The organism is Streptomyces sp. NPDC017979 (genome assembly GCF_044328175.1).
GTDB lineage: Bacteria > Actinomycetota > Actinomycetes > Streptomycetales > Streptomycetaceae > Streptomyces.
This window is the reverse complement of sequence record NZ_JBIRGU010000001.1, coordinates 715,051-728,829: the sequence shown is the minus strand read 5'-3', so window position 1 is coordinate 728,829 and position 13,779 is coordinate 715,051. Positions and strand designations below refer to the sequence as shown.

Here is a 13,779-nt window from a genome sequence, read left to right as displayed (position 1 = left end):
AACGCAGCGTGGGGGCACCACCGTGCCCGCAGGGCACAGGGGGAGTGCCGTGCCGGGCGCCGCGAGCCGGTGAACCTTTCCGGTCACAGCACTAGGTCCGCGGGGCGGGGGCAGGCGACCCGGGGTGCGAGGGGGGCACCCTGTCCCCACGAGCGCCTTGAGGGGAGCACCCCAGGGGCGCGGGGGGTGCTCCCAAAGACGTCAGCCGCCGTTGACCTTGGACGCGATGCGGTCGCCGAGCGTCTTGTCGACGTTGCGCCAGTACTGGAACGCCCGGTCCAGCGTCGGACGGGACACCCCTTGCAGCAGGTGGCCCGAGACGTTCGACACCAGCCGGTCCCGCGCCTCGTCGTCCAGGACCTCGCGCACCTGCGTGCCCGCCTGACCCCAGTCGTCGTCCTCGCGGTGCAGCTTGTACGCCTCGCGCACCATCTCCCCGGCCGTCGCCCACCCCGCGACCTCGCCGAAGCGGGTGGTGTCCGCCGCCGGCCCGCCGAAGGAGTTCGGCGCGTACGGCATCGCCGTGTTCGCGGGGAAGTACCGCATCGGGCCGTCCTTGGCGTACGAGTTCACCTGCGAACGCGCCCGGTTCGGCGGCAGTTGCGCGTAGTTCGGGCCGATCCGGTACCGGTGCGTGTCCGGGTACGAGAACAACCGCCCCAGCAGCATCTTGTCCGGCGACGGCCCGATGCCCGGCACCAGGTTCGACGGCTCGAACGCGGCCTGCTCGATGTGGACGAAGTAGTCCTCCGGGTTCTGGTTCAGCGTCATCCGGCCGACCTCGATCAGGGGGTAGTCGCCGTGCGGCCACACCTTGGTCAGGTCGAAGGGGTTGAAGCGGTAGTCCGGCGCGTCGTCGAACGGCATGACCTGCATGTACAGCGTCCAACTCGGCGCGTCCCCGGCCGCGATCGCGTCGTGCAGATCGCGCCGGTGCTTGTCCGCGTCCACCCCGGCCAACTCGTCCGCCTCGGCCTGGGTGAGGTACTCGATCCCCTGGTCCGTCTTGAAGTGGTACTTCACCCAGAACCGCTCGCCGCCGCCGTTCACCCACATGTAGGTGTGCGAGCTGTAGCCGTTCATGTGGCGGTAGGTCCGGGGGATGCCCCGGTCGCCCATCAGCCAGGTGACCATGTGCGCGGACTCGGGGGACAGGGTCCAGAAGTCCCACTGCATCTCGTTGTCCCGCAGCCCGGAGTCCGGGCGGCGCTTCTGCGAGCGGATGAAGTCCTGGAACTTCTGCGGGTCGCGCACGAAGAAGACCGGCGTGTTGTTGCCGACCATGTCGTAGTTGCCGTGCTCGGTGTAGAACTTCAGCGCGAAGCCGCGCGGGTCGCGCCAGGTGTCGGGGGAGCCCTGCTCGCCGGCGACCGTCGAGAAGCGCGCCAGCATGTCGGTGCGCCTGCCCGGCTGGAAGACGTCGGCCTTGGTGAACTGGCTGACGTCGTTCGTGACCTCGAAGAAGCCGTACGCGCCCGCTCCCTTGGCGTGCACCACCCGCTCGGGGACCCGTTCGCGGTTGAACTGGGCCATCTTCTCGATCAGGTAGTGGTCCTGGAGCAGGATCGGTCCGTCGGAGCCGACGGTGAGCGAGTGTTCGTCGCTCTCCACCGGAATGCCGACGTTGTTCGTGGTGTAGGGGGTCTCGCTCACGAGCGCCTCCCGTCGTGAGACATGGATGGGTCGCTACGGGCGCCGTGTACCCCAGTGAACTCCGCCGACACGTCGTCGGCAACACGTGGCCGGCGCCGTGCCGCCGCCCGGGCGTACCCGGACGACGGCACGGCGCCGATCGCAGCGTGTGACCCGGACAGGACCTACGGGCGGGTCGGCAGCTCGAACCAGACGACCTTGCCGCTGGAGAGCCGGGTCGCTCCCCACCGCCTGGCCAGGCGGTTCACCAGGAACAGCCCGCGCCCGCCCTCGTCCGTGTCCCGTGCCTTGCGCTGGCGCGGCAACTGCGGAGAGTCGTCGCCGACCTCGCAGCGCAGCACCTCCGTACGGAGCAACCGCAGCGTCACCGGGCGCTCCGCGTAGCGCACCGCGTTGGTGACCACCTCGCTCACCAGCAGCTCCACCGCGTCGGACAGCTCCTCCAGGCCCCACCTGGCGAGCGCCCTGCGCGCCAGCCGGCGGGCCCGGCCGGGAGCCGCGTCCTCCGGGTCCAGGAACCAGTACGCGACGTCACTGGGCGCGATCCCGTCGAAGCGGGCCGCGAGCAGCGCGATGTCGTCGTCCCGGTCGCCGGGGCCGAGCATGTCGAGCACGTCGTCGCAGAGCGCTTCCAGCGGCGGCGCGTGGTCCGGTCCGGTGAGCTGGGCGGTGGCGTGCAGCCGCTCCCGTAGCTGCTCGATGCCGGTCCACACGTCCCGCAGTCGGGATTCGACGAGCCCGTCGGTGTAGAGCAGCAGGGTGGCGCCGGCGGGTGCGTCGAGTTCGACGGCTTCGAAGTCCACGCCGCCGACGCCGATGGGGGCGCCGGGCGGTACGCGCAGGACTTCGGCCCGGCCGCCGAGGTGGAGCAGGATGGGCGGCGGGTGGCCGGCGTTGGCGATGGTGATCCGGTGCGAGACCGGGTCGTACACCGCGTACATGCAGGTGGCCATCCGGTCCGTGCCCAGCCGCTGGGCCTGCTCGTCCAGGTGGTGCAGGACCTCCTGCGGCGGCAGGTCGAGCCCGGCGAGGGTCTGGGCCGTGGTGCGGAGCTGGCCCATGATCGCGGCGGAGGTCATGGAGTGGCCCATGACGTCGCCGACGACGAGGGCGACGCGGCTGCCGGGCAGCGGGATCGCGTCGTACCAGTCGCCGCCGACCCGCGCGGTCTCCGCAGCCGGCAGATAGCGCGAGGCCAGCTTGACCCCGGTCGGCTGCGGCAGGGAGTCGGGCAGCATCGTGCGCTGGAGCTCGTCCGCGATGTACGCCTCGCGTCCGTACAGCACCGCCTTGTCGATGCCGAGCGCGGTGTGCGTGGCGAGTTGGGCCGCCACGAGCAGGTCGTTCGGCTCGAAGGCCGGCCGGTCGGGGCGGCGCAGGAAGACGGCAGCACCGATCACCCGGCGCCGCCCGCGCAGCGGTGCCAGGATCGCGCGGTGTCCGTTCGGCACGGTCCGGCCGGCGCCGAGCAGCTCCGGCAGCGCGGCTCGGGCCGCGGCGGAGTCGCCGAAGACCGGCCGCACCCCGCGCAGCACCTCGGAGAGCGCGCCGCCGGAGCGGACCTCGCACTGCTCGGCCGCGGGCGCCAGCTCGTTGTGCTGGTCGATGACGGGAAGGAGGCCCGTACCGCCGAAGTCGGACCCGTCTTCAGCTAAACGCAGCCGGTCCGTGCGGCGCAGCCGCAGCAGGAACGGCGAGACGGGGCGCTCGTCGCCCACCGGCAGCGGGTCGCGCAGATAGACCAGGATCGCGTCCGAGAACGTCGGCACCGTGGCCCGGCACAGGCCGAGCACGATCTCGTCGAGGTCTATCCCGCGGGCGATCCGTCGGGTCGCGGCGCCCACGAAGCGCAGTCGGTCGCCCTCGCGGCGGGCCGCGCCGGCCGCGTCGAGGGCGGCCCCGCCTGGTCCGCCGGTGCCGCCGACACCGCCGGTGGCCGTGGTGGGGCTGGTCGGCGGAGGACCGCCGGCGCCCGGGCCGCCGGGTGCCGGCACCGGGGAGACGGTGGCGGACATCGCGGTGGCGCCGGCCGACTCCGCCCGCGGCCGGGTGCGTTCCTGCGACCGGGCAGCCAAGGGCTGCCGGCCTTCATGGGAGGTGGGCTGCTCCGTCACGCGTGGGCTTCCGTCCATCTGGGCCGGGTGTGCGATGCGTACGCCTCAAGGACCGGTATACCCGCTCCGTGGGCGACGTCGACAGGGTGGCGGAGGCCCCGCACGGCTCCACCCCCTCGTGGTGACTCTAGTGACTCGCGACGACTCTTTGGTGACTTACGGTCAGGCCCTGCGCTGCGCTCAACGATGACCGAAGGAATGGCGAACGAGTGCAGAACGGTGAGCCTTGCGGACGACGATCCTACGTTTGCCCCCCGGGGGCGCATCAAGAGTCTCACGACGTCCTTCACGCCGGAGTGCGTTCTTGGACCGGAGTCGGACAACTTGTGACGGCGAACACCCTCACATCTGGGCCGTCACCCGCACATCTGCGTCGTCGACGGGGTGTTCGCCCCTCTTTCGGCCGGTCCCGGCGCCAGCGCGCCGAGTTGACCCCGGGTCGGTGTGCTGCTCCGGGTGCTCCGAGGTTTGGGGGCGCGACCGCTTGGCGGGGCAGCGCGCTCAGGGCGCAGTTCGCGCGGGTGTGCGCCCCCAGTCGCCGGGAAGCTCCGGCACGTGCCAGGCCGGGTCGGGTCGCCAGTGCTCCCAGCCGTCCGAAAACGGCGGCCCCCAGCCCTTGATGACCTCCACCGCGGCGGCGCCCGCACGACGGACCCGCGCGGCCTGCTCCGCACCCATCAGCCCGGCGCGCTGCGCCTCGGCGAACTCGTCCTCGTCCAGCCACAGCCAACTGCGGTCGGGGAGGACCGAGATGTCTAGAAAGTGGTCTTCGGAGTCGATTCCTCCACACCATCGAGTATGCGGCTCTTCCAGGTTGACGTACCAACTACGGAACGTCCAGCCCTCGTCCCAGAAGAGCCACACCGACCACGGCTCGCCCGGCCGCACCAGCTTCAGCACGCCCGTGCCCCGCCAGTGGTCGCGCACCACCGTGCGCGGGGCGGTGTAGCGGGTGGCCAGCGGTTGTTCGTGCAGCGGGGTGCCGTCCGCGATGACCGGCTTGATGCACGGGGTGCCGGGGGCGATCCACACGGCGAGCAGGTCCGCGCTGTCCTGAACGACCGTCGCCGGCCGGCAGATCAGAAAGCCGGCCTGCTCCGCCCGCTCGCCGTGCCCGGCTGCCTCGCCGCGCCCGTTCCGTCCGTCGCGTTGGTCGCGCTGGTCGTGCTCGCCGCGCCCGTTCCGTTCGTCGCGCTGGTCCTGCCCGCTCGGTTCGTCGTACGCGCCGTGGTCGCGGTAGCGCCACAGGATGTGCTCGCCGGGGCGCCAACGGCGTTCCACGCCTTCCGTGCCTGTCATGAGCAGATCTTAGGAGGTCAGGGACGCGTCATCCGCAGGACGTCGAGGGCCTCGTCGAGCTGCTCCAGCGTCAGGTCGCCGCGCTCCACGTACCCCGACTCCAGCACCACCTCGCGGATCGTCTTGCGCTCCGCCAGCGCCCGCTTCGCCACCTTCGCGGCCTCCTCGTACCCGATGTAGCGGTTCAGTGGTGTGACGACGGACGGCGACGACTCCGCGTACTCCCGGGCCCGCTCGACGTTGGCGGTGATCCCGTCGACCGTGCGGTCCGCGAGCAGCCGGGCGGCGGCGGCCAGCAGCCGGACCGACTCCAGCAGGTTCTTCGCCATCACCGGCAACATCACGTTCAGTTCGAAGTTGCCGGCGGCGCCGGCCACCGCGACCGTGGTGTCGTTCCCCGTCACCTGGGCCGCGACCATCAGGACCGCCTCCGGAACGACCGGGTTGACCTTGCCCGGCATGATCGACGAACCGGGCTGGAGGTCGGGGAGGTTGATCTCCGCGAGCCCGGTGCGCGGACCGCTCGCCATCCACCGCAGGTCGTTGGCGACCTTCGTCAGCGAGACGGCGATCGTCCGCAACTGCCCGGAGGTCTCCACCAGCCCGTCGCGCGCGCCCTGCGCCTCGAAGTGGTCGCGCGCCTCGGTCAGCGCCAGCCCGGTGGCGCGGGACACCTCGGCGATCACGTCGGCGGAGAAGCCGGGCGGGGTGTTGATGCCGGTGCCGACCGCGGTGCCGCCGAGCGGCAGCTCCGCCAGCCGCGGCAGCACGGCCCCCAGCCGCTCCACCCCGTACCGCACCTGGGCCGCGTACCCGCCGAACTCCTGGCCCAGCGTCACGGGGGTGGCGTCCATCAGATGCGTGCGCCCCGACTTGACGACGTCCGCGAACTCGGTCGCCTTGCGCTCCAGGGCGCCCGCCAGGTGCTCCAGCGCCGGGATCAGGTCGCCGGTGACGGCGGCGGTGGCCGCGATGTGGATCGAGGAGGGGAAGACGTCGTTCGACGACTGGGAGGCGTTCACCTGGTCGTTGGGGTGGACCGGGCGGCCCAGCCGCTCCGCCGCGAGCGTGGCCAGCACCTCGTTCATGTTCATGTTCGACGACGTGCCGGAGCCGGTCTGGAAGACGTCCACCGGGAACTGGTCGTCCCAGCGCCCGTCGGCGACCTCGGCCGCGGCGCCCGCGATCGCCTCCGCCACGTCCCCGTCCAGCACCCCCAGCCGGGCGTTCACCAGCGCGGCGGCGCCCTTGATCCGGGCCAGCGCCGCGATGTGGGAGCGCTCCAGGCGCTGCCCCGACACCGGGAAGTTCTCGATCGCCCGCTGCGTCTGGGCCCGCCACTTCGCCTCGACCGGGACGCGTACCTCGCCCATGGAGTCGTGCTCGATGCGGTACGCGCCGTGGTCGTGCGCCTGGTCGCCGGTGGTGGACATGGGCTGTGTACCTCCTGAAGGACTCCTGCAAGGCTCCTGAAAAGGTGAGCACTTGTCTTGTTCTGCCTATTCCCCTGTGCGCTACCTGCCAGTAGAACCCGGGGTAACCCAAGAGCAGGGGAGGCGCACATGACGCACGTGAAACACCCGCCGAAGCGGACCGCCCGGCGCGGACTCCGCCGCACCGTCGCCGCCGTGGCCGCGCTGGCGGCCGCCGCCGTCGGCCTGGCGGCCCCGGCGGCCACCGCGGACCCCGGCGCACCCGCCGCCGCACCGACCCGCGCCGTGGCGCCGCTGCCGCCGGAGCTGGAGGCGATCCGCGCCGCGGAGGCCGTGAAGCTGTACGGCAGCCCCGAGGTGCGCCCGCCCGCCCAGCGCAAGACCGGGCTGATCTCCCTCGGCGACAGCGAGATCTCCGGCGAGGGCGTCGGCACCTACGAGCCCGGCACCGACGGCCCCACCAACTGGTGCCACCGCTCGCCCGACGCGGCCATCCACCGCACCGGCATCGCCGCGGACGTGACGTACAACGTCTCCTGCTCCGGCGCGTACACCGGCAACATCCGCATCGGCGGGTCCAAGCAGTACGCCGACGAACTGGTCCAGAGCGACAACCTCGCCGTCAAGGCGCGCAACACCCGCATCAAGATGGTGCTGCTGGTCGCCGGGGCCAACGACGACCTCCAGTTCGGCCCGGTCATGACCGACTGCGTGGTGCGCTACGTCACCCTCCAGGGTCCCTGCGCCGCCAAGTACGCCGCCGGCTGGCAGGCCCGCGTCGACGGCCTCGTCCCCAAGGTCGAGTCCACCGTGCGCGACCTGCGCACCGTGATGCGCGACGCCGGGTACGCCGACGGCGACTACAAGCTCGTCGTCATGGGCTACCCCAGCCCCATCGGCCCCGACTTCCGCGACAACCCGGACTTCCCGGGCAAGCTGATCTGCGGCGGCATGGGCTACGACTCCGACACCACCTGGGGCCGAGACACCGCCGTGCCCGCGTTCCAGCGCGGCATGCGCCAGGCCGCCGCCTCCACCGGCGCGACCTACCTCGACAACTCGCGGCTCTTCCACGGCCACGAGGTCTGCACCCAGAACACCTGGGTCCGCGGCCTCTACCTGGACCTGTCCAACCCGGTCCCGCCCAGCGAACACACCGCCCGCCAGTCCTTCCACCCCAACGCCCGGGGCCACCAGGCGTTCGCCGCCTGCCTCACCCAGCTCTACGGCTCCGCCCTGCGCGAGGCGAGCTGCGCCGAGACCAGCTCCGACGCCAAGCCCGTACTGCGCCCCTTCGCCTGGGACGACGCCTACGCCCCCTTGCGCAACCAGGCCACCGGCGGCTGCCTCGACGTCTCCGGCTCCGTCACGCGCAACGGCACCGCCGTCGTCGGCTGGGACTGCCACGACGGCCGCAACCAGGGCTGGTGGTACGACGCGAAGGCCGCCACCCTGCACACCGAACTCTCCCAGGACCGCTGCCTGGACGTCCCCGGCGCGCAGTACCGCTCCGGCGCCGAACTGATCGTCTGGGACTGCTCCGGCGCACCCAACCAGCGCTTCGTCCAGCAGGACGGCACCCTGCGGCCGAGCGCCGCGCAGAACTTGTGCGCCACACAGGAATCGGCGAACTCCCCGATCCGCCTGCGGGCGTGTACGGGCGCGGCGAACCAGCGGTTCGCGTAGGGACGCGAGTACCTGCCGGCAAAATCAGCCTCGCCGGCGGGGACAAAGCCAGCCGGGCCGGCAAAATCAGCCTCGCCGAAGGGCTGTCGCGCTCGACATCTCGATTCGGGGCGTCGACCGCGACAGCGGCGGAGGGTAATACAGCATCGCCGGCGAGGCTGATTTTGCGCTGCCGTCGCCTGCTGGAGCGCGAGCTTCTTCGGCTCAAGGCGGACCGCGGCGCCGGCGAGGCTGAACTTGCGCCGCCTGTCGCGAGTCAGAGCGCGAGCCCCCTCGGGGCAAGGAAGACCGCGGCGCCGGCGCAGCCGGATCCGCTCAGCCCAGGCCCGGGCCGCGGACCGGGATGGAGGTGAAGGTGGGCGCGGGGGCCGGCTCGGTGAAGAAGTCGTTGCCCTTGTCGTCCACGACGACGAACGCCGGGAAGTCCTCCACCTCGATCCGCCACACCGCCTCCATCCCCAGCTCCTCGTACTCGACGACCTCGACCTTCTTGATGCAGTCCTGCGCGAGCCGCGCCGCAGGGCCGCCGATCGAGCCCAGGTAGAAGCCGCCGTGCGCGGCGCACGCGTCCGTGACCTGCTTGCTGCGGTTGCCCTTGGCGAGCATCACCTTGGAGCCGCCCGCCGCCTGGAACTGCTCGACGTACGAGTCCATGCGCCCGGCCGTGGTGGGCCCGAAGGACCCGGAGGCGTAACCCTCGGGGGTCTTCGCCGGGCCGGCGTAGTAGACGGGGTGGTTCTTCAGGTACTCCGGCATCTCCTCGCCCGCGTCCAGCCGCTCCTTGATCTTCGCGTGCGCGATGTCCCGCGCGACCACGAGCGGACCGGTCAGCGAGAGACGCGTCTTGACCGGGTACTTGGTGAGCTCGGCCAGCACCTCGTCCATGGGGCGGTTGAGGTCGATCCGGACCACCTCGCCCTCGTCGAGGTGCTCGTCCGTGGTCTCCGGCAGGAAGCGCGCCGGGTCCTTCTCCAACTGCTCCAGGAAGACGCCCTCCGCGGTGATCTTGGCGACGGCCTGGCGGTCGGCGGAGCAGGAGACCGCGATCGCCACCGGCAGGGAAGCGCCGTGCCGCGGCAGCCGCACCACCCGCACGTCGTGGCAGAAGTACTTGCCGCCGAACTGCGCGCCGATGCCGATGCGCTGGGTCAGCTCGAAGACCTTCTGCTCCAGCTCCTCGTCGCGGAAGCCGTGCCCCGTGGCGGAGCCCTCGGTGGGCAGCTCGTCGAGGTAGTGCGCCGACGCGTACTTCGCCGTCTTCAGGGCGTACTCCGCGGACGTGCCGCCGACCACGATCGCGAGGTGGTACGGCGGACAGGCCGCCGTGCCCAGCGAACGGATCTTCGCCTCCAGGAACTTCATCATCGCGGCCTCGTTGAGGACGGCCTTCGTCTCCTGGTAGAGGAAGGACTTGTTCGCCGAGCCGCCGCCCTTGGCCATGAAGAGGAACTTGTACGCACCGCCGTCGGTCGCGTACAGCTCGATCTGCGCCGGCAGGTTGGATCCGGTGTTCTTCTCCTCCCACATGGTCAGCGGCGCCATCTGGGAGTAGCGGAGGTTCAGCTTGGTGTACGCGTCGTAGATGCCGCGCGACAGTGCCTCCTCGTCGCCGCCCGCGGTCAGCACGTTCTGTCCGCGCTTGCCCATCACGATCGCGGTGCCGGTGTCCTGGCACATGGGCAGGACGCCCGCGGCGGCGATGTTCGCGTTCTTCAGCAGGTCGAGGGCGACGAACTTGTCGTTCGACGACGCCTCGGGGTCGTCGACGATGCGGCGCAGCTGCGCGAGGTGCGCGGGGCGCAGGTAGTGCGAGATGTCGTGCATCGCCTCGGCGGCGAGCTTGCGCAGCGCCTCCGGCTCGACCTTGAGGAAGGTCCGCCCGTCGGCCTCGAAGGTGGAGACGCCCTCGGAGGTCACCAGGCGGTAGGGGGTGGTGTCCTCTCCCAGGGGGAGCAGGTCGGAGTACTGGAATTCCGGCATGACGGCCATTCCTCACACGGCGGGCATTGGCATACGACACCGACGGGCGACGGCGCGCCCCCCAGCGTAGAACGCGCGCGGGCGGGCGAGCGGGTGAGGTAAGGCTCAGTAACCGTCGGGCGGTGACGGTGCGGCTGCGGGTGGTCGCGGGCGGTCCTGCCCGGGGGCGGGCGAGGCGGGTGACGATCGGGGCAAGCGGGGCGAACTGCCCTGTCCAGTAAGGGGAGGATCGGGGGCATCCCCGATCCTCCTCAGGGTGTTGCCTCTAGTTGCGATCTATCGCGTTTCGCTACCCTTGGGACGTGGACCTCGAAAAGCACCCGCAGAAGCCCGTCGCCCCCGCGGAGAACGGCCCGGCCGCCCGGCCGTCGGACTCCATGCGGGCGTCCGACGCCGACCGGGACCGGATCGCCGACATCCTGCGGGACGCGCTGGCCGAGGGGCGACTGGACGCCGAGGAGCACTCCGAGCGCATCGAGGCGGTGTACCGCGCCAAGACCCTGGGCGAACTGCAGCCCATAGTGCAGGACCTGCCGGCCGCAGCCGCTGCCGCCAAGGCGCGGGAGGCCGCTCCGTACGGGTACGGCCCCGAGGTCGGCGCGGGCCCGGGGGAGAACCTGGTCGCGGTCTTCTCCAGCACGGTCCGCAAGGGCCGCTGGAGCATCGGCCAGCGCACCAACGCGTATTCGATCTTCGGCAGCATCGAGATCGACCTGACCGAGGCGCTGTTCCAGCAGCGCGTCACGGTGATCAACGCCACTTCGATCTTCGGCAGCGTCGAGGTGCGCGTCCCGGAGAACATCACCCTGCGCGGCACCGGCAGCGGCCTCTTCGGGAACTTCGAGATCCGCGCCCTGGAGGCGGCCAACCCCGACGCCCCGGTCGTCGTCGTCAGCGGATACTCGGTCTTCGGCCACGTCGAGGCCAAGCCGAAGCGCGGCCGACGGGTCGCCGACCTCCACAACCGCCTGCGGAAATACCTGAGCTGACCGCAACGCCCGCGCCGGGCCGCCGGCGTCGGCTTCCCGCCACGAGCCTCCGTGCGCTGGCAGTGCCCCCGGAAGGGAGGGCCACTCAGTGCATAGGCGTGCGTACAGCGGGTAGGGAGAGCTGCATCGCCTCTCGCTCGCGAAGCCGTCGTCAGGAGTAGACCCGTGCTGCAACTGCCGTACCAGTCCTTGCCGGTGACCGCCGTTCCCACTCAGCGGGCCCCAGTGAGGGAAGACCAGGACGGACCCTGGCACGCAGAGGCAGTGTGCCGTCGGGACGAGGCCGGACTCTTCTTCGCCCCCTCCAAGGAGCCGACGGCGGCCCGGCTCTCCCGAGAGGACGCGGCGAAGCGCGTGTGCGCCCGCTGCCCGGTCATGGTCGAGTGCCGCGACCACGCGCTCCTCCAGCCGGAGCCGTACGGAGTGTGGGGCGGTCTGACGGCAGCGGAGCGACGCGTCCTCCTGGCCCGCCGTCGCCGCCGCGCCACGACGAAGAAGAACGCGGCGTAGCCCCCGTGCGGGGGTGCTTGCGCCAGGCCCCCTCGCCGTAGCCGTACGGGAGCGTCGGCCCCACCGGGCCGCAGGGAAACACGCTCCCGCAGGTGTACGGCGAGGGGTTCTAGGGGCGCTGGGGTCCCCCCATGCCCTCTGGGCGTAGGGGGGCGGAACTGCGCGAACAGCCCACCGCCGGGGCGCGGAGACCAACGCTCCCGCGGAGTCACGGCGGGTAGGTCACCCGCAGAGCCCCCCGCAGGGGAGGCGCGAGCCGTGCACGCGCGGGCGGTCCGGGGCGCCCCGGGCTACTGGGCGCGGTCGAAGTCGATCGCGCTGTACGCGCGGAGCTTCGACAGTCGGTGCGTCGAGTCGATCTGCCGAATCGTCCCCGACTTCGACCGCATCACCAGCGACTGCGTCGTCGCCGTCTCCGCCCGGTACCGCACCCCCCGCAACAGCTCCCCGTCCGTGATCCCCGTCGCCACGAAGAAGACGTTGTCCCCGCTGACCAGGTCGTCCGTGAGCAGCACCCGGTCCAGGTCGTGGCCCGCGTCCAGCGCGCGCTGGCGCTCGGCTTCGTCCTTCGGCCACAGCTTGCCCTGGATCGTGCCGCCCAGGCACTTGATGGCGCACGCGGTGATGATGCCCTCGGGCGTACCGCCGACGCCCATCAGCATGTCGACGCCCGTGCCCTCCCGCACCGCCATGATCGCGCCGGCGACGTCGCCGTCCGAGATGAACTTGATGCGGGCGCCGGTCTCGCGGATCTCCTTGACGATGCCGTCGTGCCGGGGCCGGTCGAGCACGACGACCGTGACGTCCTCGGGGGAGGAGCTCTTCGCCTTCGCGACCCGGCGGATGTTGACCGAGACGGGCGCGTTGATGTCGACGAAGTCCGCCGCCTCGGGGCCGGTGACCAGCTTGTCCATGTAGAAGACCGCGGAGGGGTCGAACATCGTGCCCCGGTCGGCCGCCGCCAGCACCGCGATCGCGTTCGGCATGCCCTTGGCGGTCAGCGTCGTCCCGTCGATCGGGTCGACGGCGATGTCGCACTCAGCGCCGGTCCCGTCGCCGATGCGCTCTCCGTTGAAGAGCATGGGCGCTTCGTCCTTCTCGCCCTCGCCGATGACGACGACGCCGTTCATCGAGACGGTGTGGACGAGCGTCCGCATGGCCTTGACGGCAGCACCGTCCGCGCCGTTCTTGTCACCGCGCCCGACCCACCGCCCCGCGGCCATCGCGGCGGCTTCGGTGACCCTGACCAGTTCGAGGGCGAGGTTGCGGTCGGGGGCCTCGGGCGAGACCTCCAACTGGGACGGCAGGTTGTGCTCGGACATCGGAGCGCACCTTTCTGTACGACGACGACCGTAAATGAGGGTGATCCGACTCTATCGTCAGAACGACAGAATGAGCAGCGGGGCCCACGTTTGAGCGCGGGGGGCGGATGCGACGATGGGGGGCGTGGCAGGTATGCGAGGCAAACAGACGGTGCGGGACATGGTCCTGTCGATGGCGGTCATCGGAGCCGTCGTCACGGTGATCTACTTCTTCCTCCCGAACGACGACAGCGATCAGATGAAGCCGGTGGACTACCGGGTCGAGCTGGTGACGGCGCAGCGCGCGGCGTCCTATCCGGTGCTGGCGCCGGAGGGGCTGTCGAAGGGCTGGAAGCCGACTTCGGTCCGGTACGACGGGCAGGCGGGGCAAGCTTGGCACCTGGGCTTCCTCGACCCGGAGCGGGAGTACGTGGCGATCGAGCAGTCGTCCCAGCCGTACCGCAAGTACGTCCCGAAGGTCACCGAGAAGGCGGCCAACACCGGCAAGACGCAGATGGTGAACGGCGAGCCGTGGGAGCACTGGACGGGCCCGAAGTACGACGGCCTGGTGCGCCAGCACGACGGCGTGACGACGGTCGTCACGGGTACGGCTCCGCTCGCCCGGCTGACGGAGATGGCCGAGTCGCTGAAGGCCGGGGCCACCCTGCCGTCGGCCGCGCCGTCCGCGCCCGCGGCCCCCGCCCCGTCCGCACCGGCACGGGCTCCTGACCTCCTGCACCGCGCAGGCGGCGTGACGTGACACGGGGCCGCCGCATCCGACTCCCGGATGCGGCGGCCCCGTGGCGTTCGTTCG

General features: G+C 71.4%; 10 protein-coding genes. 4 read left to right on the top strand and 6 right to left on the bottom strand.

Features of this window, described 5'->3' with window-relative positions; translation table 11 throughout:
- Positions 1 to 201: 201 nt before the first annotated feature.
- The 4 genes from ACH4E8_RS03065 to ACH4E8_RS03050 form a co-directional block, all read right to left on the bottom strand.
- The gene (locus ACH4E8_RS03065; RefSeq protein WP_398443772.1) at positions 202 to 1,653 is read right to left on the bottom strand and encodes a catalase; all 1,452 of its coding nucleotides are present in this window, start codon (positions 1,651 to 1,653) and stop codon (positions 202 to 204) included.
- 164 nt (positions 1,654 to 1,817) lie between these two features.
- Positions 1,818 to 3,767: a SpoIIE family protein phosphatase gene (locus tag ACH4E8_RS03060; RefSeq protein WP_398443770.1), complete on the bottom strand. Its 1,950-nt coding sequence runs from the start codon at positions 3,765 to 3,767 to the stop codon at positions 1,818 to 1,820.
- A 501-nt stretch (positions 3,768 to 4,268) separates the two neighbouring features.
- Positions 4,269 to 5,066, bottom strand: coding sequence for a DUF402 domain-containing protein (locus tag ACH4E8_RS03055; protein ID WP_398443768.1), 798 nt, complete (start codon positions 5,064 to 5,066; stop codon positions 4,269 to 4,271).
- 17 nt (positions 5,067 to 5,083) lie between these two features.
- Positions 5,084 to 6,499, bottom strand: coding sequence for a class II fumarate hydratase (locus tag ACH4E8_RS03050; RefSeq protein WP_398443766.1), 1,416 nt, complete (start codon positions 6,497 to 6,499; stop codon positions 5,084 to 5,086).
- Positions 6,500 to 6,628: 129 nt separating this feature from the next.
- Here ACH4E8_RS03050 and ACH4E8_RS03045 point away from each other — a divergent pair, with 129 nt between their 5' ends.
- Complete coding sequence (locus ACH4E8_RS03045; protein WP_398443764.1) at positions 6,629 to 8,185, top strand: ricin-type beta-trefoil lectin domain protein; 1,557 nt, start codon at positions 6,629 to 6,631, stop codon at positions 8,183 to 8,185.
- Positions 8,186 to 8,500: 315 nt separating this feature from the next.
- On the opposite strand, the gene ACH4E8_RS03040 is transcribed toward ACH4E8_RS03045, so the two are convergent.
- Entirely contained in the window at positions 8,501 to 10,165 is a 1,665-nt protein-coding gene (locus ACH4E8_RS03040) for a fumarate hydratase (RefSeq protein ID WP_398443762.1), read from the bottom strand.
- 302 nt (positions 10,166 to 10,467) lie between these two features.
- On the opposite strand from ACH4E8_RS03040, the gene ACH4E8_RS03035 reads away from it, so the two are divergent.
- Complete coding sequence (locus tag ACH4E8_RS03035; RefSeq protein WP_398443760.1) at positions 10,468 to 11,154, top strand: DUF1707 domain-containing protein; 687 nt, start codon at positions 10,468 to 10,470, stop codon at positions 11,152 to 11,154.
- A gap of 165 nt (positions 11,155 to 11,319) precedes the next feature.
- Positions 11,320 to 11,664 (top strand): WhiB family transcriptional regulator, encoded by a 345-nt coding sequence (locus tag ACH4E8_RS03030; protein WP_398443758.1) that lies wholly within the window; start codon positions 11,320 to 11,322, stop codon positions 11,662 to 11,664.
- 290 nt (positions 11,665 to 11,954) lie between these two features.
- Here ACH4E8_RS03030 and glpX read toward each other — a convergent pair whose 3' ends face one another.
- Positions 11,955 to 12,986, bottom strand: a complete 1,032-nt coding sequence (glpX, locus tag ACH4E8_RS03025; protein ID WP_398443756.1) for a class II fructose-bisphosphatase — start codon at positions 12,984 to 12,986, stop codon at positions 11,955 to 11,957.
- 133 nt (positions 12,987 to 13,119) lie between these two features.
- On the opposite strand from glpX, the gene ACH4E8_RS03020 reads away from it, so the two are divergent.
- The gene (locus tag ACH4E8_RS03020; protein ID WP_398444700.1) at positions 13,120 to 13,725 is read left to right on the top strand and encodes a DUF4245 domain-containing protein; all 606 of its coding nucleotides are present in this window, start codon (positions 13,120 to 13,122) and stop codon (positions 13,723 to 13,725) included.
- Positions 13,726 to 13,779: the final 54 nt, after the last annotated feature.

Bases quoted from the DNA above. Each gene is read 5' to 3' on its own strand.
- ACH4E8_RS03055 (WP_398443768.1), bottom strand. From the start codon at position 5,066: ATGACAGGCACGGAAGGCGTGGAACGCCGTTGGCGCCCCGGCGAGCAC.
- ACH4E8_RS03050 (WP_398443766.1), bottom strand. From the start codon at position 6,499: ATGTCCACCACCGGCGACCAGGCGCACGACCACGGCGCGTACCGCATC.
- ACH4E8_RS03045 (WP_398443764.1), top strand. From the start codon at position 6,629: ATGACGCACGTGAAACACCCGCCGAAGCGGACCGCCCGGCGCGGACTC.
- ACH4E8_RS03040 (WP_398443762.1), bottom strand. From the start codon at position 10,165: ATGCCGGAATTCCAGTACTCCGACCTGCTCCCCCTGGGAGAGGACACC.
- glpX (WP_398443756.1), bottom strand. From the start codon at position 12,986: ATGTCCGAGCACAACCTGCCGTCCCAGTTGGAGGTCTCGCCCGAGGCC.
- ACH4E8_RS03020 (WP_398444700.1), top strand. From the start codon at position 13,120: ATGCGAGGCAAACAGACGGTGCGGGACATGGTCCTGTCGATGGCGGTC.